This is a genomic window from Granulicella rosea (genome assembly GCF_900188085.1).
In the GTDB taxonomy this organism is placed as follows: domain Bacteria; phylum Acidobacteriota; class Terriglobia; order Terriglobales; family Acidobacteriaceae; genus Edaphobacter; species Edaphobacter rosea.
Window position 1 is genome coordinate 72,839 of the sequence record NZ_FZOU01000002.1, and the last position, 20,387, is coordinate 93,225.

Sequence of the window (20,387 nt, forward strand, 5' to 3'; positions counted from 1 at the left end):
CGAATGGCCTACTTTTACTCCGCCGCAGAACGCCGCTTATAGTAGCCCCGGATTTCATGCCTGGAGATCGGTCGCTTTTATTATGTAACTCGCTACAGAGATGTTTTTGGGGTGAAGATCACGTCTTCATCACGATCGAAGGCAAATAATTTGTTGGTGTACGTCAAAGCGTAGAGTCTGCCGATCTCCGGATCGCATGTAAGTGCGTTGGTAATACCATCTGCGACTTGGTGCTTTCCTGTGATTTTGTGAGTACTCGGGCTGAGCTCATAGATCACACCATTGCAAGCTCCGAAGTAAATCCTGCCCAGCAATAGCCGGGCTGGGCCATAGACTTTGGAGCCGATGTAAAGGCGAGTGTGAACCTTCCTGCGGTCGAGATCCAGAATATACATGTATTTATCTGTTGAGCCTACATAGGCAAACCCGTTTACCACCAACGGGACGGTATAAACGGTGTTGCCGGTACGCACGGTCCAAAGTTCCCTCCCGGAGTCGACGTCGATGATGTAGATATCGCCGTTTGAGCAACCGGTTACAAGCTGCCGTCTCTCTAAATCGAACGCTGGGGCGTGCCTGATCGATCCTTTTCCTGCATCGCTTTGTGTTTCGAAACGCCATCGGACAGCACCCGTCAGCGCGTCCAGCAAAAAAAGCTCATTGTCGTTGCTTCCGCAGGCCACCACGCGTTCTGCGGGCCAGTAAGCCGGTGAGGCATGGGTAAAGCGACGGGTAGGATGCTCCCATACTGGTTCTCCGGTGCGCAGGCTGAGTGCCATGATGCTGCCTCGATGATGTTCCTCGGCGAACTCGAGACCGATGAACAGCAGACCCAAATCTGGAGCCAACACAGGGGACGAACCCACCCAGTCGGCACCCTCGAAGCGCCAGATCTCCGCGCCAGTCAGCGCGTCGCGCGAATAAACATTTCCGTCGTAAGCGCCAAAGTATACGTGCCCATCACGCAATGCGGGAGAGGACCAGATGTTCTTGTGGCCGTCAGAGTGTACGCGAAAGCTCCACACAACAGAGGCGTCCCGCGTGTCTAAACACCAAAACATTCCACAGTCGCTGCCAAAATAAATGCGCGCACCGTCAATGACTGGAAACGACTTAGGAACGCGCTCCGACCAATTGGGGGACGGAGAAGCAAAGCTCCAGACCTCTCGGAAAGTGGCCAGGGGCGGCGCAGGTTCACGCATGGGCTGTGACAAACCGAGTTCATTCAGCGTTGTGATGGCGTCGACACGCAGAGCCCAGCGTTTACGCCATTCCAAACCTCGCCTGGCTTGAAAGTCGAGGACCACATAGACGCTATCCACCAGGTGGCCTGCTTCATCGAGCACGACGCGCACCTTCTCCATGCTTTGGCCGGAGTTGAGTAGATCGTCCACAATGACGACTGGAAAATCGTTGAGGTGGCCTTCGATCTGATTTGCCGTGCCGTAAGTCTTGCGCTCGCGGCGGACGATGAAGCCGTTTACCGGCGTGCCACGCTCCAACGAACTCATCACGATGGCTGTAATGAGTGGGATCGCCGCAGTTTCCAGTCCGCACACCTGAAACGAGGAAGCGTTTTTATAGCGCTCCCAAAAAAGTTCTACAAATGCAGCAAGATATTTTCCCTGTAGCAGCACGCGTCGCAGGTCAACGAGCCAACTGAGTCGGCTGCCATCAGGCGCCGCAAGAAAATGTTTGTCCCCGCGCAGAATGGCATGCTCACGAATACCTGTGAGCAGCAAACTTCGTGCGGCGGTCGTGTCCGTCCGTTCCTCGCTCGTCATCGTCTCAGGAACCCGCAACCGTACCTTCCAGGAGCAGCAAGCTATCAGCCGGGTCTGGACTGTCGTTTACCTGTTCGATACCCACGCTAAGTCCAGGAACGAAACTGATCAGACAGTTGGGTTCCGGTACCAGGTGTGTTGTTTTACCCAGCACTCCGGCGAGTAAGCCGCGACCCATTTTGATGTCCGATGAGTAAAGACGGCCTCCACGGACCCTCACGCCTTTTGCAATGCGCAGTGGCAATGCAAAGTACGCCTCGTCGTGTGTCTGGCTTGCCGCTCGAAACGCGCCGGTCGTCAGCAGGCTGAGTTGCAGGGAGCGCAACTGGCCGTACCCGTGCGAGACTGCCCAGGCATCCAGGCGATGGCGAATCGCGGTCAGCAGATCGGCGGGTATAACCTTAGCGGGATCGCAGGACAAAAGCGACAGCCTTCCGGCAGCGTATTCATACTCCCAACCGGGTTTTGTAAGTTCCTTCGGTTGAGTATCGGTCGCGAACCACGCATTCACGAGCTGTTCGCATTCCGGGAAGCGTTCAAAAAAATCCGGTTCGCGGACGATTCCAGTCACCGCTACCGAGGGCGCGGGCGAGGACGTTTGCGCTGCAGGGCATGACATCGCCGCAATGGGGTGGGGAAAGGGGCAAGAGCGTAGCTCCGGCTCGGGCGCCTTCGGAAGACCCCGGCGCATGGCGGCGTCGAACTGTGCAATCGCTTTTGTGGCCTCCGCCACCTCCTGAAACGGTCGAACGGCAAGCTTGACCTGGTGTTCCGGAAACTTATCCTCCGTGGTCGGGTGCGTCCCGAGAAAATAATGCTTTTCCCACTTTTTAGGAGGATTTGGCAGACGCAGACTTTCGTTGTGCAGACGACGGCTTTCGCTCCAGCCTGCATGTCCCGCCTGCGAGTGCATGTCGGCGGTAATCGGCAGTAGCTGGGGATCGAACGATTCCGTCTCGCCCCGTCTCACCGGAGACACCATGCAGATCGGCTCGTCGCGATCGAAACGGATGGGCAACCCAGGCCGCGTCAGCTTCCAGCTCATGGGAAAGCTGGCGACGGCCCAGTCCGTTTCAACGATGGCGTGCAAAGCGCAGATGCCATCCTTCGGATAATTCACCGGACCCCGAACGTACATGTTGTAACCGGGCGGGGTCCGAAACAGGTACGGAATCCACCACGTGACGATGCCGTGACCAAAATGGCTCAGCGCAGGTGTATGGGTGCCGTCGAGAACGGTTATGGTGATGTCTTCCTGCTTGTTGCCACCGTTCCAAAGGATACTGATCGGCGTAGGATTCAGAACAAACCAGCCGTCCTGATTGGCAATGCGCATCGGCAGACAGCGATTTGCAAAGGTCGTGTTGAACGCACTCATCCACGGCCGGTCCGCCGTTGCCGGCACAAGTTTCGCGGGGATGCCTGTAAGCGGATAAGCAATCAGTGGCAACCGTCCAGATTGATCGTCTCGCATCGAAGGCTCGGTTGTGCTGCCAAACTCGAGGGAACTGCGCTGTTGCTCGGGAAACAAGTCTACGGCCACAAGTTACTCCTTTGGTTTCGCAAACACGACCACGATACCCGTATAGTACAGATTTTTGTCCACGAGACCAGCGCAACCTTGCACAGGTTGATAGATTCATCCGCCGCGGGCATAAATAATTTTATTTGCCCGACAATAAATTTATTTCACTTAATGGCTTGACTCCTGCTCCGGCTCCTCCCATACTTTGGTTCACTACGTGGAGCAAATCATGGGTAGAGTCATACGATTGCCTCGGCGACTTTTGATGTTGCTCGTTTCCGTTCTTGCGACGCTGTTCTTCCGACTGGCTTCCGCTCCGCGGACCTTTGCTGCATCCATAAGAGTCCCTCGGTCTTCCACGGAAAACACTCTTTCGCTCCGTCCTATTGCGGACGCTCCACAAGACAGTGGAGCGACGACCGGCAGACGCAACACAAATCAGAGCAATATACGCCCAAGCTGCCCAAGCTGCCCAAGCTGTCCGGGTTGCCCAGGGTGGCCGGGTTGCCCAGGGTGTCCGTGTTGCCCCTCCTGCCCCTTCCCGCCGGCCCCGCCATGTCCGGGATGCCCCGCCCCCCCACCGTGCTGTCCGGAAAGCTGTCCGAGCTGCCTGCCGCCACAGCCGCCTTCACCGCCGCGGCCTCCTCAGGAGCCATGCCCCGGCGCACCGGGACTGATGTGCCCAATTCCTAGCTGCCCCAGTTGCCCTCCTCCGCCCAGTTGCCCGGCCCCGCCTAGCTGTCCGGCTCCGCCCAGCTGTCCGGCCCCGCCTAGCTGTCCGGCTCCGCCCAGCTGTCCGGCCCCGCCTAGCTGTCCGGCTCCGCCCAGTTGCCCTGCGCCGCCCGGTGATGGCGGTGGTGACGGCGGTGGTGACGGCGGTGGAGATGGCGGTGGAGATGGCGGCTGCGACGATCGGCTCTGCGACGAGAGAATCGGCGTTCACGAGTACGCGACCTTTGCAACAACGCCGTTGGCGCCACCTGTGATTCGCATCAAGCTCAACAACAGGTTGACGGGTCAGGAACCGCTTTTACCAGGTTCACAAACGGCGCCTTCCGTTCAGACAGAACCTCCGGCGAAACCCGGGGATGAATAAAAGGGAAGTGTAAGAGGATTTACTCGTGGAGAAGCCTGTTGCGGCACGTATCGAATCGTGTCGCAATGGGGTCTCTGAAGGCTTGAAGTGGATTCTTTTGCTGCATGGGTTGTCGGCTATCAAGGTCGGTTGTGACCGCGGGCAGCTCGCATTCCAAATCGTCTGAGTGAGGCATCGCGTGAACTTAGAAGGCAGTCATCCTCGATATCCGGCGCAACTTCGTCAGAGGTACTATCTCCGCCAGCTTTCACGGTTAGCGACGATTTTTGTCGTGCTCGTGGCTTGTTCTGCTGCTGCATCCGCGCAGAGTGTCACGTCCAACACCGTCCAGGCCAACAGCGTGCCAGCGGGTAGCCTGCCGCAGATGTATGAGTACGCATTTCGCTACGAGGTCAGTCTGGAGCGGCTGGCAGATAGACGTGTGCAGCAAGGCAAGTCGGCCACCGCGCTCAAAGGCCTCTTACCGCAGCGGCTGGGTATTTCAGGGGACTCCTTCAGGATTTTTCAAGCATCTGCGAACCGCTTCAATCGTGCAGAGCAAACGAACAATGCATTGCTCAACGATATTGTCGTTCGCGATGGATCGCTGCATCCTTCCACGCGCGTCCTCTCGGCCAGCATTCGCCCAACTGTGCAGCAAATGCTGGGCAACGTCGATATCATGGCGGCCAACGAGATCACGGTCCTCCACGCAAGGCTGGGTCCCGCGCTCGGCGCTCAGGTAGACAAAGCTGTCACGGACCTCTACACCGGCGTGAACCAGATTGTGACCCACATCGCGACCGGAGAAGGGAATGGTCTCTCCAGCCGACAACCGACCATCCAGCCGGAAGCACAATCCAAGCCAGATCTGCGCCGCGGGTATTACTGCGCACCCCCGCCCCCATGCGGCCTGCCGTATCAGGCCACGTTCCGAATGAACTTTAGCAGTGACGGCAGCACCGTCACTGCGACGCTGACGACCACCATCACTTCAACCGACGTATCCAACGGATGTTACCCAGTCGCCAATCTGGAGTTCGACCAGGACGGTTCTCCGTTGGGTCAGCAGCGCATGGATGGTCCCCTCGGGACTCAAACCGTGACGAGCACCCTCGACGAAAGCGTGAATGTTGGGAGCACCTACGGCCTGGGCACGGGTGTGATTCCGGCGCTGTCGTGCATGAACGATAACGACGATTCTGCCTGCGGCCAGCTCAATTACATCCTTTCGCAATCGTTCCACACCGGCCCACCCAACATCACCAACAGCCCATTCTCGGGTAACCTTGGGGAGTCCGGCACGATCTATCTGCAAGGCTACGATCTCGGCGGCCCTCCGGGTAACACGCCGTCGGTGACTGCCAACGGCACAGGGCTAAACCTGAGTGTGCTAGGAGCGTCGAGCTACTTGGCAAGCACAAGCGATCCAAGCGCAAGCACGCAAAATGTCAGCTACGCTTTGGACCCATCGGCGACGCCCGGAGCGGACACCTTTACCCTCACCAGCGTGTGGGGTACGAGCAATACGGCTACCTTCACTGTGAATTGCAGTCAGCCGAACATCACTGGCGTCGATCCCAGCGTGTGGCAAGCCGGCGTCCAGCAGATCGTCCAGGTGCATGGCTCCAATTTTTGCCCGACATCTACGGGATTGGTCACCTTGTCGAGCGGGACTACGCTTTCGGTGCCGGTGCAGTGGATCAATTCCAGCAATCTGACGATCACCGTGAACCCAGACCCCTCGCTGGCTTCGCAGAATGGCGCGCTCTCGATCAGCAACCCGACCAGCAGCGGGCCACTTACCGCGAACTGGCCCATCTCCATCGCCAACGCGGCTACTTCCGCCAGCCTTTCCTTTGTCGATCCATACCTCGTGTTCACCGTCACTTCGAGCAACACCACAGTGGATCACGCCGAGGTCATCAGCTCGGTCGCGAACGGCAACGATGTGTCGGCGACCGGTGTTATCGCCGACGGGGTATCTACCTTTATCGCGGTGTACGAGACCAGCGTTGCCTCCGACGTCACGCTGAAGGCGACCGGGAACCTGCTGCTCGGCGATTACAGCGAAGACTTCTTGACCGCAAGCCAGCCGGGACAGCTTTACCAAACGTCGGCAACGCTGACCATTCCGGCCGGCAGTCTGTATGTCTATAACGGTAAGTACTATGCCCTGGCGCTTGTGAAGGCGCCGCTGGGGGCACATCTGGCCGACCTGTCCGGCAATCCCGTGCAGCAGATTATCGGTACCCAGCAGACGACTCAGGCCGGGGGGGCCACGAGCGCAAGTCACACGATTACGCTCTATCAGAAGCCAATCCTGCTGGTGCATGGCCTGTGGGGTGGTCTCTCCACATTCGCCGACATGAAGATCTATCTGCAGGCGCACATGACCAACATGGTCGCCAATACGATCGTTCCGATTTGTTACTCGCGCTTTATCGCATACAACACCCCGACTGATCCATATAGTTCGTTCGCGAACGACCCGTACACCGGCGACCCGCTCGGGGATTGCGAGGTGGCTTCCAACACCGCCATTACCACGGCCCTGAACAACATCAACGCTCAACTCGACCAGGTCAATATCGTACGCGGCCAGGTGGACTACGTCGGACACAGCATGGGTGGGCTGGCGGCGAGATACTACGCTTCGCTCTCCAAGTTCAATAACTACAGCAACATGAATCAGGGGGCCTTTCATACGGTGGTGACCCTAGATACGCCGGAGACAGGGTCCGGTCTGGCAGACGTGCTTATCCAGAACGCCACCGGCAGTCTGAATCCGAATGCGCCCCTGGGGGCGACCGATACCTGGCGCGTTGTGTGTCAAACCAAAAACCTGCAAGACTGCTTCGGTAACATCGGCAACCCAATCCTATGGCCCGGCGCGGCCCTCAACTCAGGAGCGGTCGCGTCGATCTCGACAGTCGCGCAAAACGGTAGCCAGATCGCTGCCACTTCGGACTTTCCGCAGACAGTTACGCACCGCGCGGCTACCGCGATCTACGATTCGACCATCAATCCGCCGTCGCTGTTGCGAGACTTTGTCCAGTCCATGCTGACGGCCGTTACCGGTTCCACGGCGCCCGTCTCCAGCTATCTCGGCAGCACAAACCTGGGGGACGATGGTGTTGTCACCTATGAATCTCAAGATTGGCCATACACTCAGAGCAGCCCAGGGCATTCCTTCTCCAATTATGCTCATTCCGAGTTTCTGTCTGCCTTGAGCGCCTATCTCGTTTATATCGGGTATGCCGGCGATTCCGACGCGAACATCCTGCACGCACCACCCATCAACCAGTCGATTTACTGCACGCTTACGACATCCGGAACGCAGTCTTGTGGCCAAGGAGCGCAGCCCATGTTTCATATCCAACCCACGCTGGGAGGAACGGTCACTTCCAGCTTCACCGAGGCAGCCCTCGCGCCCAGCCTTCAGGAGTCGAAGCCATCCGCTATCGCAGATCCGCTGCAGCCCGGACTTGCCCGACACACGACACGCCTGGACAACTCACGCCTGCGCGTTGCCGCACCTGTGGCGGCCGTGCACTTGGGCGAACCTGCCGATCTCAGCCTGTCGCTGAATGAAGTCGGAGTTCAACGGGTGCAGACAGTGCAATGCCACCTGGGACCGACCGAGGCGAACTGCAACAATCGTCCCGGAAAAACCGTTCAGATTGTGCCAGTGCTCTCCCACCCGGATGGCTCGAACTACATTACGTTTACTCCGCTCGTAGCCGGGCGTGTCGGCCTAGTCGTCACGGCAGAGTTCGCCGACGGTGTCGTTTCCGAACAAACGGCGAACTTCAACGTCGACTACTCCGCCCGTGCGCCGAAGAAGCTGATCGTCACGCTCAGTGGTTCTTCGGGCAGAGCTGACAAAGTCGTCCCGTTGAGCCTTGATGAAATCAACCAGCGGGTCATCCGACGTTTGGTGCCCAGCGCACAGTATGCCAGCCATCCTGAACCGCTGTATCTCGAGCCGGGAGAGGTCAAGTTCACCGTGAGGACTTCGGGAGGCGGAGAGGTCGTACGCATCGATTCGCATACGGGTACGATCACACCGGTGGCGCTCGGCCACGCTCTTGTCACGATGCATTTCGCCGGCGCCACCACGTCCGTCTGCGTGGTGGTTGTGCCTACCAGTCTGGACACGCCCAGAAAAACCAACTGCGCCGAGCTGATGCAGACCGGCGAAGAGACCGGCCACTAGAGACCTGGCCTCAACGCCTGTGAAGGAGTCGTCCTATGAACACGATTCTCGCCTGGAAGCGCTCCACCAACTCGGTTGGTCTCTGCGCCTTGTCTGCTTGCCTTGCCTTCTCCGCTGCTTCTGCGCAGTCGACTCCCGGACGCATTGCGATAAACCCCCTGATGTCCGCGGACCGGCAGCAGGATGCAGTCGTTCGATATCGAACGGGCTATACATTTCCCGTCTTACAGGGCGGTCTGCTTGTGGAGCGGCAAAACGCGACCGGTAAAGCGACGCAGATAAACCTGATTGTTCGAGATCTGGTGAACAACACAAGCAGCAGCGTAAACCTCGCCCTCCCGGATGGACGCCGTGCCACATACACTTCGATATCGCTCGGGAAGGACGACTCGATTTTCGCGTCTGGCTGGGCGAGGAGAGGAACGGGGGCCGACTACTTCCTTGGAATAACAAGCGGTGTTGGCGGCAAGATGAAGACAGTGCCCACCCACGCCTATCTCGCGAGTGCTGTTTGCCCTGTTGGGGATGGCACAGTCTGGACCATTGGCACACGTCCTCATACGGCGGATGGGTCGACGTTCGGAGCATTGCGCCGATATGACCAGAACGGTACCGTCCTCGACGAGAGTTTGCGCACGGAAAGCGTCGGTAAAGAGTACGCGCTGGCTTCGGTCGATCCCAAACAAGTATTTTTAACGTGCCACGGCACGGATGCCTACATTTACAACCACATATCGCGGACCTTGGCGCACTACAGCTCTACGACCAGGAAGCTGGATCGCTGGAGGATCAGCGATCCACTCGCCATTTCAGATCCAATGATCACAGGCTTCACCACGATGGATGATGGCAGTGTGTACGCTAGCTTCAAGAACTCCTTAAAGGGTGCTCGGAGTGTGCGAGGTCTCTTCAAGCTCATAGGGAACAGCGATAAACATGCCATCTGGCGTGAAGTGCCTGGCACGGTCAACACCGGCGGACAAGCTGGCGCATTTTGGATTTTGCTGGGAGCGCAGGCAGGTCGACTGGTTTATGTGACCAAGCCGCTGCCGGGACACCCCGAGGCTGTCAAATGGAGCCCCGCGGAGTAATTCCTCTCACGGTAAGGATTCGTGCTGGATTGTTGCACCGCGCCCCCTGACCGCTTGCGGGACGGTTTGGCGCGCTGGACCTTGCCGGAGGTTGCGTCAATTCATGCGTTCCTCCGGAGCGTTGCAACTGCCTGCCTTTGTTAAATTGGAGGACAACCGGGGCAGAGCGAGATCGGTAGGCGATCTTTAGCTACATGGAATTTGTCACGGGTCCAGAACTTGATGGCGGCCAGCCCAAGAGGGAGGCCCTGCTGCGTAACGACAGGCTGGAATGCATCAGCACGCCTGAGGTCGTATGGCATCGAGGAAGCTCACGCCCGCCTTCCGCAACAGGGGCTGGAGTTGTGTTCGCGGGCCAGGCCTTACTTCTTTATGTTTCATCGGTTTGTCCGACCTGATCTCGGTAGGGGAGCCCACAAATCGCAGCCCGTCCGATATGTCCCCGCTTGTGTCGTTGGGCGCCGCTTGCCGTGGCTGGAGAGCCTGAGCCGGAGATCGTTACGGCCAAGCTCTACCCGTAACGGGAAAGCGCCCCGTGGATATCGCCGGGGCGCCTTCGTACGTATGGTCCTCTATTACGGTCCGACGAGGATCGCCAGCGGCGCGGGCGCCGGACCTGCTATACCCACAAACTCGGAGACGCTGCTGTCGCCGGAGTTCGCCGTCCATACACTGCCTGAAGGATCGACGGCGACGCCGTCCGGTGCGTGCAGCACACCGTAGCCAGTCGAGGGCGAAATTGCAGTGCCCTGGGTTGCGGACAGCTTTGTCAGGCTTCCGTTGGTCGTGCTGTTCACGACCCAGATTGCGCCGTTGCCGTCCACGGCCACGGCCGCTGGCATCGACAGTCCGCCGCCGTGCAGCGGGGAGTAGGGCGACGCTGCGCCGTTCGGCGACAGCAGGCTCACGGAGTTGACGCCATTGTCGGCGATCCACGCCTCACCCGAGGTATCGATTCCGATGCCTTCAGGCGCGATCATCGAGCCATCCGTGTAGCCGGCGCCGCTCAGTAGCGTCTGGCTGTTGGAGAACTCGGCCACGTTCGAACCTGCGTTGTCCGTCACCCACATATTGCCCGCCAAGTCGCCCGCGATCCCGAAGGGCGAACGCAGCGTCCCGTTCGCGGTCAGCGGGCTTCCGCCAACGGCAACGCCGGAGCTGTTGAGTTCGGTGACAGAAGCTCCCGCGAAGTTACTGACCCAGACATTGCTATGGCTATCGAGCGCCAGCGCCGTCGGCCCGTCGATGCCGCCGGCGGTATAGCTCGCGTTCGATTGAATGATGCCTGAACTCAGGGTCAGCTTGACGACTGAGCTGAGCAGCGTATCGGCGACCCACACGTTCCCGGTGCGGTCGACGGCGATCGCCTGCGCTCCGAGAATGTTGCCCGAGCCCGTGTAACCAGCGGAGCCGGTCAGCAGCGCGCCCGTGTTGCTCAGCTCCGTCACGCTGTTTCCACCGGCGTTCGCGACCCAGATGTTGCCGCTTGCATCGACCGCGAGGCCGCCCGGCGAGTTGAGGCCGCCGCCTGTGTAGTTCACCGCCACGGTCCAATCGTTCGGCGCCTGGGGCAGGAGCGGCTGATAGGGACCCGTCGCCGGCGCCAGATTGAAGAGCTGCGTGACATTGTTGCCAGGGTTCTGCGCGATGTCGAGGGCGGCTGCGATGGTGTTCGCCGGCGTGCTGCCTCCCGAAGGCTTCGCCGCGGCGAAGACCGCGGCGCAGTTGCCGTCCGTTCCGTTGGAGTTGACGCAGAGTGAAAGAATGTCGGCCAGCGTAGCAATCTCGCTCGTCGGCATGGTCGCGTTTGTGGGCAGGTTTGGTCCCGGCATCGTGCCGGACGAAGGGTTCACCAGCAGGGAGGCGGTCTGGAAGGCGTTGACCAGGCCCGGGGCATTGGTCCCGGACGCGCCGATCTGTGCATAGCTCCCCATGAACGGCGCCAGGGCGAAGGTCGCTGCGACGGTCGTGAGCTCGTTGACCGAGACATACGAGGTAGAGGTGAAGCTGCTGCACGGCCCAATGGCCGCCATCAGCGCCGAAGCGGTGTTGTTGACGGTTCCACCCAGCCCCGGATTGCCGCCTGTCCCGACGATGTAGATCAGAGGATTGACGCCATAGGTGTTCGTGTTGGAGGTGCAGTCCCACTTGCCCGCGATGTTGAAGCCTCCGTTCGCGTCGGTGACGACAGTCGTGCCGATGAGCGGCGTCGCGGGCGAGTAGAGCCCTCGAGTTCCCACCGCGTAAAGCTGTACCGTCGCGCCTACAATGGGCTGCTGTCCGCCATGAAAGCTGCCGTTGACGACGATTGCGGAGCCGCCACCCTGGGGTACGCTCTCAGCCACGTGCGAGAGGCCCGTTCCGCATCCCGCCACAAGCAGAGTCAGCGTGGAGAGCAGGATTGCTTCGATCTTCTTCGCTACATTGTTCATCCAGGTCATCCTCGTCATGGCGTCACCGAGAAGGTGCGCGCGACCGAAGTAGCCGCGCTGAAGGTCGAGTTGCCGGCCTCGGATGCGGTGACCGTCACCGAGCCGACTCCCGTCAAGGTCAAGGTGTTACCGGAGATGGTGGCCGAACCGGTAACGGTGTACACGATGGGCTGCCCCAGACTTCCGGAATTGCTGTGCGCGGTCAACGTCAACTGGTGCGCGGCGAGCGGCACGTTCGGGATCGCGGCGAAGGTGATCGTCTGTGGCGAATTGCCGTTGACCGTCAAGGTGCCGGTCGCGAAGCTGAAGACGTAGTTCGCGGGCGCGGCCAGCGTGTTCGCCGTCACTGCGATTGGGTACCCGCCGGCGAGCGAGGCGAGCGTCGCGGTGGTCGACAACGTCACCGTGCCGGTGACGACGGAGATGGTGTCTCCATTGACGAAGCCGGTGATCGTATAGCCGAACGCGGGGTTCGACACGCCGAAGTTGCGCGAGACGCTCTGCGGCGTGACCGTGAGGATGTTCATCGAACTCACGGTCACCTGCACCGTGGACGAGGTGCTGGTGGTGAAGGTGGAGTTGCCAAGGTACTGGGCGGAAAGCATGTGGCTGCCCACGCCGAGCGTTGTCGCGGTATAGCTTGCGCTGCCGCCGGCCAGGGTGGATGTGCCCAGCAGTGTCGCGCCATCGTAGAAGCCAACGTTGCCGGTCGGCACGGTGGCGCCGCTGGCCGGGGCGACGGTCGCGGTCAGGATGACGCTGCCGCCAACCGGGATCGTGGTGGCCGAGACGCTGAGGTTGGTCGTGTCTCCCAGCAGGATGGTGGGGCTGTCGACATCGGTGACATGGATGCTCTCGTTATCGGAGATCTGGACCGCGAGCACCGGCACATCCGTATCGGTCACATGGATTGCCTCGACATCGTTGATCGCAACCGAGAGCAGAGGCGTATCGATGTCCGTCACATGGATCGCTTCAACGTCGTTGATGACGACAACGGTTCCTGCGGAGACCGCGTCGCTTAGATGAATCGACTCATTCACGTCGATCGGCGTGCCGGCCTGCGCTGCGGTGGTTGCGTCGGTCAGGTGGATCGTCTCGACGACTGCGACGGGGTGGGCCACGCTTGCGTTCACGGCATCGCTCAACACGATGGTTTCGTTGACCGATACCATTTTGCCCATCGAAGCCGAGACAGCGTCGTTCAGGTTGATAGTCTCGCTCACGTTGACGGTTGGATAGTTCACCCCTGTTCCGGTCAGTTGTACGTAGACGGTGGTTCCGGCGCCGTAGGTGAGCGCAACGTATCCCGTATAGCTACCCGTCTGCCCTGGATTGAAGGTGACGTTGGCCGTGCAGGGCGGGGCGCCGCCCACGAGCGTGGCCGGGCAGTCCACGTTGGTGACCGTGAAGCCGCCGGGCGTGGCCGGATTCTGGAAGACGATCTGGAATGCGACGCTGGTCATCGGGCCGCTGCCCGTGTTCCGCAGCGTCAACACCATCGCCGGACTGGTCGTGTTGATCTGCTGCGGATTGAAGGTGAGACTGGTGGGCGTAAGCGATACGTTCGGTTCCGCAAGGATGTCGATCGTGACCGGGCCTGCCGTCGCCGGCCCGTAGATGGAGTTCGTCGACGGCGTGAAGTTCGAGACGATGGTGTGGTTGCCCAGCGGCGCGGTGATGGCGGTGGGCGCGATCCACTCATAGGTCATTGCACCGTCATAGTGGACCATCAGGTTGTTGTAGCTCGGCGAGCAGCCCGCGCAGACGATGTTGTTGTTGATCGTCGGCATGAACAGAAGATCCTTCACGCCATCGCCATCGAGGTCGACCGCCACGGTGGAAGAGGTGCGTATGTTGATGCCGTTCGGCTGGTCTTCGAAGGTGTTATTGCCGATGTAGGAGTAAGCGCCCGTGGCCGGCTGGTACATCGCATAGGTGAAGGTGTTGACGTTGAAGCCGATGACGAGATCCGGGTAGCCATCGCCGTCAAGATCGGTCGCGGTGATGGAGGTTGGCTGCGGATTGGTCTCCGGATACCCGCCTGCCCCGAGGCTGAGCTGGTTGGCGGCGAGGTTGGCGGTGTAGTTGAAGACGCCGCCCGCCGCACCGTAGAGAAAGCTGACCTCTGCCTGCGTCGGGCTGTCGTTGTTGGTGATGGCGAAGTCGAGGAAGCCGTCGAGGTTGAGGTCGGCGACCGCGAAGGCGGTGGGATTCGTGCCGACCGTGTAGACGCTCATGGCGCCGAAGCTGCCGTCGCCGTTGCCGTTCAGAATGCCGATGGTCTGGTCGGCCTTGTTCAACACCGCGATGTCGAGGATGCCGTCGTGGTTGAAGTCTCCAAGTGCAAGCTGCGATACGCCGTTCCCCGTGCCGTAGGTCGTCGGGGACAGGGCCAACGTCCCGTTCCCGTTGTTGAGCAGTATCGAGACCAGGTTGGACCCATCGGAGCTGGTCGCGACGATGTCCGGGAAGCCGTCGCCGTTCACGTCGCCGACGGCCACGTTGCTCGCGGGATGCCCGGTCGCGTATGTGACCTCCGCCGCATTGAAGACCCCGCAGGCGGTTCCACCGGTGCAAAGACCCAGCGTGTTCATGAAGATGCCCACACTGCCCGCTCCCGACGGGTCGTTGTGCGCGATGATGAGGTCGAGATGGCCGTCGCCGTTGATGTCCGAAGCAACGCCCTGCACCGGAGGCGTGGAGACCGCGCAGGTTGGATTCGTACCCGTGGCCCCGTTGCAGCCCGCGTAGTTATTCGGGTTGCTGTAGAGGTCCGAGATCAAAACCTGGTTATAGAGTGCGCTGAGCGTAACAAGCGCCGGTACGCCGGACTGAAAGACATCCGCCGTAAAGAAGTTCGTGACCCCGACCGCGCCCAGGCTGTAGACGTAGTCGCCATAGACATACCCGCCGGAGTCGTAGACGCCGAGCTGTGGATCGTAGATGGGGTACAGCTTGTCCGCGTACTCCGGCACTACAGTCGACGGATAGACGATGCCTGTCGTCTGGTCGGTCAGCGTTGTCGTGCCGGTTGGAACCTGAAGTCCGAAGGCAAAGATGAAGGGATAGCTCACGAGCGGGTCTTGATTCGGGTTGTAGATCGTGCCGGTGAGTGAGTTCTCCGGATCGAAGAGAATCTCGGTGCCCTGATTGCCGACCATGGAGAACCCATACTCGGTGGCGCCGAATCCGCTGGTCGTCAGCACGAGCGGGTTCGCCGTGGTCGCGGGCAGAAAGCCGTATCCGGCGGGCGGACCGAAGGGCGTTCCGCTATACGTCGCGGTCAGGTTGTGCGAGCCTGGGCCGAAGGCGAAGGGGAGTGTGGCAACGCCGTTCAGGGCTCCATCTCCGCCAACGGGGAACTGCACGTTCGCCGTGCCGATGGCGCTCGGACCTGCGTTGCCGGGCAGACCGGGGTTGTCGTAGAAGGTGACGCTGCCGCCCGTTACGGGCTGTCCCGTCGCGGTCACGGTGACGGTCGCGGTCAGCGTCACGGGGTTCAATGGCGAGCCTGATCCGCCGTTGGTTGGCGTCACGTAATTTGGCGCGAGGTTCGAGGAGGTGAGCACGATGGTAGTGCCGGTGTTCGTGCCTCCAGCCGCCGCCATGCCCGTCCCGTTGACCGGAACGATCTGCGGCGAACCCACCTGCGTGTCGTTGACCGTCAGGGCGCCGGATGCGGGACCAGCCGCGGTTGGCGTAAACGTCAGGGTCACGGTGCAGGAGCCGCCCGCCGCCAGCGTCGTCCCGCTGCAGCCGTCGGTGGGTATGTTGTAGACCCCGGCGGCGTTGTTCGAGAGGTAGTCGAAGCTGATCTCAAGCGGACCCGTGCCGGTGTCGGTGATGGTCAGGGTCTGGGTGGCGGTGCTGCCCACCGCGACCGAGCCGAAGTTTACCGGGTTCGTGCTGAAGCTGGCGATGCCCGGCAGCGGTACATTCACCACCGTCGGATCCGTCTGAGCCGGAGCATAGATTGAGCCCGTGGCCGGGGAGTAGCCCGCAACGACTGTATGCGCGCCCGGAGCGGTAATCAGCGCCGGAATCTGGTCCTGGGAGTACAACGTGTTGAGGAAGATCGTGATCGCGTTCTTCGTCGGCTTGCCCGGGTAGAGCGCCGAGTTATCCGGATTCATCAGCACATAGTCGTTCACTCCATCGCCGTTGATGTCGCCCACGCCTATGCCGACCGAGCGGAAGTTGCCGACCGGCGTCGAGCTCGCGCCACTCGAGGAGTAGCCATCCTCGAATGGGTAGGAGTCGCTGGGAGCGTCGTAGACCAGCGGCTGAAAGAGGTCGTTATTGGGATAGCTGAAGACGAGGTCCGGCAGGCCGTCTCCGTCCACATCGGCTGCCTGTAATCCGCTGATCGGCGCCGTATAGGTCGGCCCGTTGGTGGCGAAGTCTCCGAAGCCGAAGTTGTAATACTTCGGCGTGAAGGTGCCGTCGCCCGCGCCCAGCAGCACCGTGCCGCCCAGGAAGCCGGCAGGATACTCCAGGTTGTAATTGGCGACGCTGAGGACCGCGATGTCGAGGTACGGGGTCAACACGTGGTTGTTGGCAAGGCGTGCGATCGTGAAGACCTGCGGTACGGCCGAGAGGCCGCTCGGCGCCGCGGGGGAGGTCGTCATCGCCTGAAACGTACCGTCGCCATTGCCCAGCAGGATGCCGACTGTATTGTCGAGCGAGTTCAGCACGGCGAGGTCGAGCTTGCCGTCGTAGTTGAAGTCGGCGAGCCCGATCTGTACCGGGCCGTTTCCGGTGGCTGCCGCGACGGGCTGCTGGGTGAAGGTTCCATCGCCGTTGTTCGTCAGGACGATGACCAGGTTCGTTCCATCGGCAGTCAGCGCAACGATATCGGGCTTGCCGTCGCCGTTCACGTCGCCTGCCGCGACATACGAGATTGGATGGCCGAGGTGATAAGTGACCTCGGGCGAGCCGAAGGTCTTCTGCGGCGCCGTCACGCCGGGGTCCTGCTGTAGCGTGTTGAACAGGATGCCGACGCCGACGCCCGCGCCGCTCGTATCGTTGTGCGCGACGACGATGTCGAGCAGGCCGTCGTTGTTCATGTCGAACGCCACGCCCTGCACCGGGCTGCCCGCGACCGAGCAGGGTGTGCAGCCGGTAGCGGTCGAAGCCGCCACCGGGGTCGCCTGCGCGCGGTTGATGTCGACGGTGTAGACGGCGTTCAGGGCGGAGTAGAACGCCACGATCGAAGGCACGCCCGCGCGATAGGGATCGGCGAGGATGAAGCTGGTGACGCCCGCGGCTGGGGCGTTGAGATTGATCGTCTTGCCGAGGCTCGAGTAGAGCTCCTGCAGCGACGTCCCGGCAGGCTGGTCGTAGAAGGTATTCGTCGTCTGATCGACGATCGTCCCTGTGCCCGGCGGATATTGCATGCCGTAGCCATAGACATAGAGGTCGCCCGAGACGACCGGCTGGCTGGGATCGTACAGGATGAAGCTGCCGTCCGCGCCCACGAGGTTCAGCGTCGCCTGCGACTGTGCCTGGCCGCTCACCGTGACCGCCAGCGGCGTTGTGGCGGACCGCGCCCAGTTCGGAACGCCGCCGGCCGTGTTGCCGGAGGCGCCGTTGTAGATCGCCGTCAGCGTGTGAAGGCCCGCGCCGAGATCGACCGCGAGCGTGGCCTGACCGGCCGGCGCGAGGTACGGCGTCCCCTGGATGCTTGCCATGCCCAAGGGATCGGCGGCCTGTGTGCGATCCAGCGGCGCCTGGTCGTAGAAGGTGACCGTTCCACCCGTGACCGGCTTGCCGCTGGCCGTCTCGGTGACCTGCGCGGTCAGGAACGTGGGCGTAAGGGCAGCAGCCGCGCCCGGTGACGACGGTGTCGTATACGTGGGGCTGCTGTTCGACACCGTGATGGTGATGGTCGTTGGAACCTGCGCCCGCGCCGCCAATGCGCCGAAGAGCAGCAGCAGGGCCAGCGCACACGGCGCCGAATTCCGGCTGCTGCGTGCGAAGAGGCTTCGAATTCGCGCACTGGCTCTTGGGATCATGGCTATGGGCGCCTCAACCTTGGTTGACTGCATGGGTTTCGTCTGGAAGGGAAGTCCAGTGTGCTTAGGAGAAGGTCAGCACGACGGTGAACGCGATGGTCTGGCCGGTGGTTACGTTCAGCGGGGTGATGCTGGTGCCGGTGAGGTTGCCCCAGAAGTAGCCGCCGCCCTCCGTCTGGTTGTAGCAACCGATGGGATCGATGCCCGAGTAACTCCCGGTTCCCCCCGTGTTGCAGGCGAAGAGCTGTGTTCCAACCTCGGTCACTGCTCCGCTCGCCAGTACAGGCATCGTGCCGCTCAGCGTGATGGTCCCGTTCCCACCGCCGCCGTTGACCACTTCTTTCAGGTTGTAGTTGCAGAAGCCCGCCGCGGAGCCTGCACAGCCGGTAAATCCGCCCAGCCCCGCGGTTGACGATGCAGCCACCAGGCAACCACCCAGGCCGCCAGTCGTACCTGGATAGGTCGTGCAGACGAGCGAACCGGTTGACGCGATGGTGATGCCCAGATCTCCGCTCACATACTCTCCCGTGACGAGGTAAAGCAGGTCGGTCGGCGAAAGCAGTGAGTTCTCGAAGTCGCGATGTTCGGCGACGGCGCCGTCCGCGTTGCGCAGGTCGATGATCCAGTGGCCGTGCATGGCTACGCCCTCGTGCCCCGGCTTCTTGGCGACAGCCGCAGGCGTGGCGGTGATGACGACCGGCTCGCCCTTCAGCCCGGCGGGTCGTGCGACCGTGATCGCAGTCGGCGGCGGGGTCACCGACGGGCCCTTGGCTGCCGCAGGCTTCGCGACAGTTGTCGTCGTCTGAGGCGATGTCGCCGTTTGAGTCTGCGCGAATGCGATGCGTGGCAGCCCAAGGGCGGCGATAAGGATGGCGAACGTCGATAAGCGTCCGTGGCGGATGATTTTCATGGCTGAGCCTCGCAGGTCCGTATTCGGAGATCAGGAAAAGCTGATGGTGACGGTGAAGACGAGCGTCTCGCCTGTGGTGACGGTGACCGGCCCGCCCGGCAGAGTTGTGCTGGTAAAGCCGTTGTTGGTCAGGTACGGCCCCGTAGTGCTGCCGTTGAAGACGTTATCGGCGTAGGTCACCGCGTTGCTGTAGCAGGCGCTCGGACTGACGTTTGTCGGCGAGTTGAAGCCTGGGCTGTAGCATCCGCTGATGCTTGTGCCCACGGTGTCGAAGGTTCCCGACGCGGGCATGGTGACGGTTCCGCTCAGCACCCACGAGGTATAGGGTCCGCCGGCAGGCATCAGGGTGGCTGTCAGCCCGCCGAAGCAGCCGCTGGGAACCGGCGTGCAAGAGTTGTAGTACGTGGCCGTCGCATCGACCGCGCCATGCCCCGCGGTCAGCGACTCGACGATAATGCAGGTGTTCACCGTAGTCAGTCCATTGCAGACCGATCCGGGACCGTTGGTCGATGAAGAGAAGCTGATCGCCGGATCGGCCGGCACATCGAAGCCCGCGAGGTACAGCCCCATGATGTAGCCGCCGACGTAGCTGTTCTCGAACTCGCGGCGTTCTTTCACCGTTCCGTCCTTGCGCTTCACCTCGATCACCCAGTGACCGTGGATCTTCGTGCTGCCGTCCTTGCTCTTGCCGGCGGCCTCCTCTGGCAGCGACGAGGAGACAATCGGCGCATCGGGTGAGGAGAACAGCTTGGCCGCGGGCGATCCGACCGCGACGTTCGTGCTCCTCCGCATTCCGCCGATTGCGGGCTCCGATGCCTGCACGCGAGCCACGGCCTCGTTCTGCACCGGCTCCTGCGCTCGTGCGGATGCATAGAAAAGTGCTCCACACACCATTGCCGCCTGTATCCTGCGCTTGATCGTCTGCTCTCTCATAACGCCCTCTCTGGTTCAGCTACGAATCTGGGTGCCCCATGTCTCGCCTTTGAGACATAGGATTGAAGCGGCGCAAAATCCTCGCCACTTCCTCTACTGCGGAGGCTTGCCGTTGACCAGCGGCATGGCGCCGGGGCTCACCGGCGTCGTTGCCGTCTTGCCTGTGGATGAGCCTGCCACATTGCTCTTCACCGCAATCGCCGGGGGAGCCGGAGCTCCGGTCATCGCCGTCGTGGTTGGCGTGCCGCTGGCTGCGCTCTTCGCCGCCGCCTGTGCCGCGGTGGTCGTCCCCTTGCCGCTCGGCGCGCGCACGCCCGGCTGCTGCGCGTGCGCTGCGGGGGCCGTCATCAGCGCCAGTCCGAAGGTGAATAGAACCGTTTTCCGTTGCATCGTCGTCCTCT

Annotated in this window: 9 protein-coding genes; 2 read left to right on the forward strand and 7 right to left on the reverse strand. The window is 61.3% G+C overall.

The features are described 5' to 3' along the window. Positions 1-92 precede the first annotated feature (92 nt). On the reverse strand, positions 93-1,784 hold the full coding sequence (locus CHB87_RS06380) for an outer membrane protein assembly factor BamB family protein (protein ID WP_089407597.1): 1,692 nt from the start codon (positions 1,782-1,784) through the stop codon (positions 93-95). Between the two features lie 4 nt (positions 1,785-1,788). Then, positions 1,789-3,327 carry a DUF6065 family protein gene (locus CHB87_RS06385; protein ID WP_142988244.1) on the reverse strand — a complete coding sequence of 513 codons (1,539 nt, stop codon included), beginning with the start codon at positions 3,325-3,327 and terminating at the stop codon, positions 1,789-1,791. A gap of 1,256 nt (positions 3,328-4,583) precedes the next feature. Between CHB87_RS06385 and CHB87_RS06395 the strand changes: the two genes are divergently transcribed. Together CHB87_RS06395 and CHB87_RS06400 are read left to right on the forward strand one after the other, a co-directional pair. After that, positions 4,584-8,603, forward strand: coding sequence for an alpha/beta hydrolase family protein (locus CHB87_RS06395; protein WP_142988245.1), 4,020 nt, complete (start codon positions 4,584-4,586; stop codon positions 8,601-8,603). Positions 8,604-8,638: 35 nt separating this feature from the next. Next, on the forward strand, positions 8,639-9,694 hold the full coding sequence (locus tag CHB87_RS06400; protein WP_089407601.1) for a hypothetical protein: 1,056 nt from the start codon (positions 8,639-8,641) through the stop codon (positions 9,692-9,694). 575 nt (positions 9,695-10,269) lie between these two features. Here the strand turns inward: CHB87_RS06400 and CHB87_RS06405 are convergent. The 5 genes from CHB87_RS06405 to CHB87_RS06425 all read right to left on the reverse strand — a co-directional run bounded on the left by CHB87_RS06405 (position 10,270) and on the right by CHB87_RS06425 (position 20,376). Then, entirely contained in the window at positions 10,270-12,126 is a 1,857-nt protein-coding gene (locus CHB87_RS06405; RefSeq protein ID WP_142988246.1) for an NHL repeat-containing protein, read from the reverse strand. 14 nt (positions 12,127-12,140) lie between these two features. Then, positions 12,141-18,176: an FG-GAP-like repeat-containing protein gene (locus tag CHB87_RS06410; RefSeq protein ID WP_089407603.1), complete on the reverse strand. Its 6,036-nt coding sequence runs from the start codon at positions 18,174-18,176 to the stop codon at positions 12,141-12,143. 31 nt (positions 18,177-18,207) lie between these two features. Continuing rightward, positions 18,208-19,053, reverse strand: a complete 846-nt coding sequence (locus CHB87_RS06415) for a hypothetical protein (RefSeq protein WP_089407604.1) — start codon at positions 19,051-19,053, stop codon at positions 18,208-18,210. A 30-nt stretch (positions 19,054-19,083) separates the two neighbouring features. Beyond that, positions 19,084-19,986 (reverse strand): hypothetical protein, encoded by a 903-nt coding sequence (locus tag CHB87_RS06420; protein ID WP_142988247.1) that lies wholly within the window; start codon positions 19,984-19,986, stop codon positions 19,084-19,086. Positions 19,987-20,079: 93 nt separating this feature from the next. Next, positions 20,080-20,376 (reverse strand): hypothetical protein, encoded by a 297-nt coding sequence (locus CHB87_RS06425; RefSeq protein WP_142988248.1) that lies wholly within the window; start codon positions 20,374-20,376, stop codon positions 20,080-20,082. Positions 20,377-20,387 lie beyond the last annotated feature (11 nt).

Excerpts from the sequence above, each read along its gene's own strand:
- CHB87_RS06380 (WP_089407597.1), bottom strand. The coding sequence starts at position 1,784 with ATGACGAGCGAGGAACGGACGGACACGACCGCCGCACGAAGTTTGCTG.
- CHB87_RS06400 (WP_089407601.1), top strand. The coding sequence starts at position 8,639 with ATGAACACGATTCTCGCCTGGAAGCGCTCCACCAACTCGGTTGGTCTC.
- CHB87_RS06405 (WP_142988246.1), bottom strand. The coding sequence starts at position 12,126 with ATGAACAATGTAGCGAAGAAGATCGAAGCAATCCTGCTCTCCACGCTG.
- CHB87_RS06410 (WP_089407603.1), bottom strand. The coding sequence starts at position 18,176 with ATGCAGTCAACCAAGGTTGAGGCGCCCATAGCCATGATCCCAAGAGCC.
- CHB87_RS06415 (WP_089407604.1), bottom strand. The coding sequence starts at position 19,053 with ATGAAAATCATCCGCCACGGACGCTTATCGACGTTCGCCATCCTTATC.
- CHB87_RS06420 (WP_142988247.1), bottom strand. The coding sequence starts at position 19,986 with ATGAGAGAGCAGACGATCAAGCGCAGGATACAGGCGGCAATGGTGTGT.
- CHB87_RS06425 (WP_142988248.1), bottom strand. The coding sequence starts at position 20,376 with ATGCAACGGAAAACGGTTCTATTCACCTTCGGACTGGCGCTGATGACG.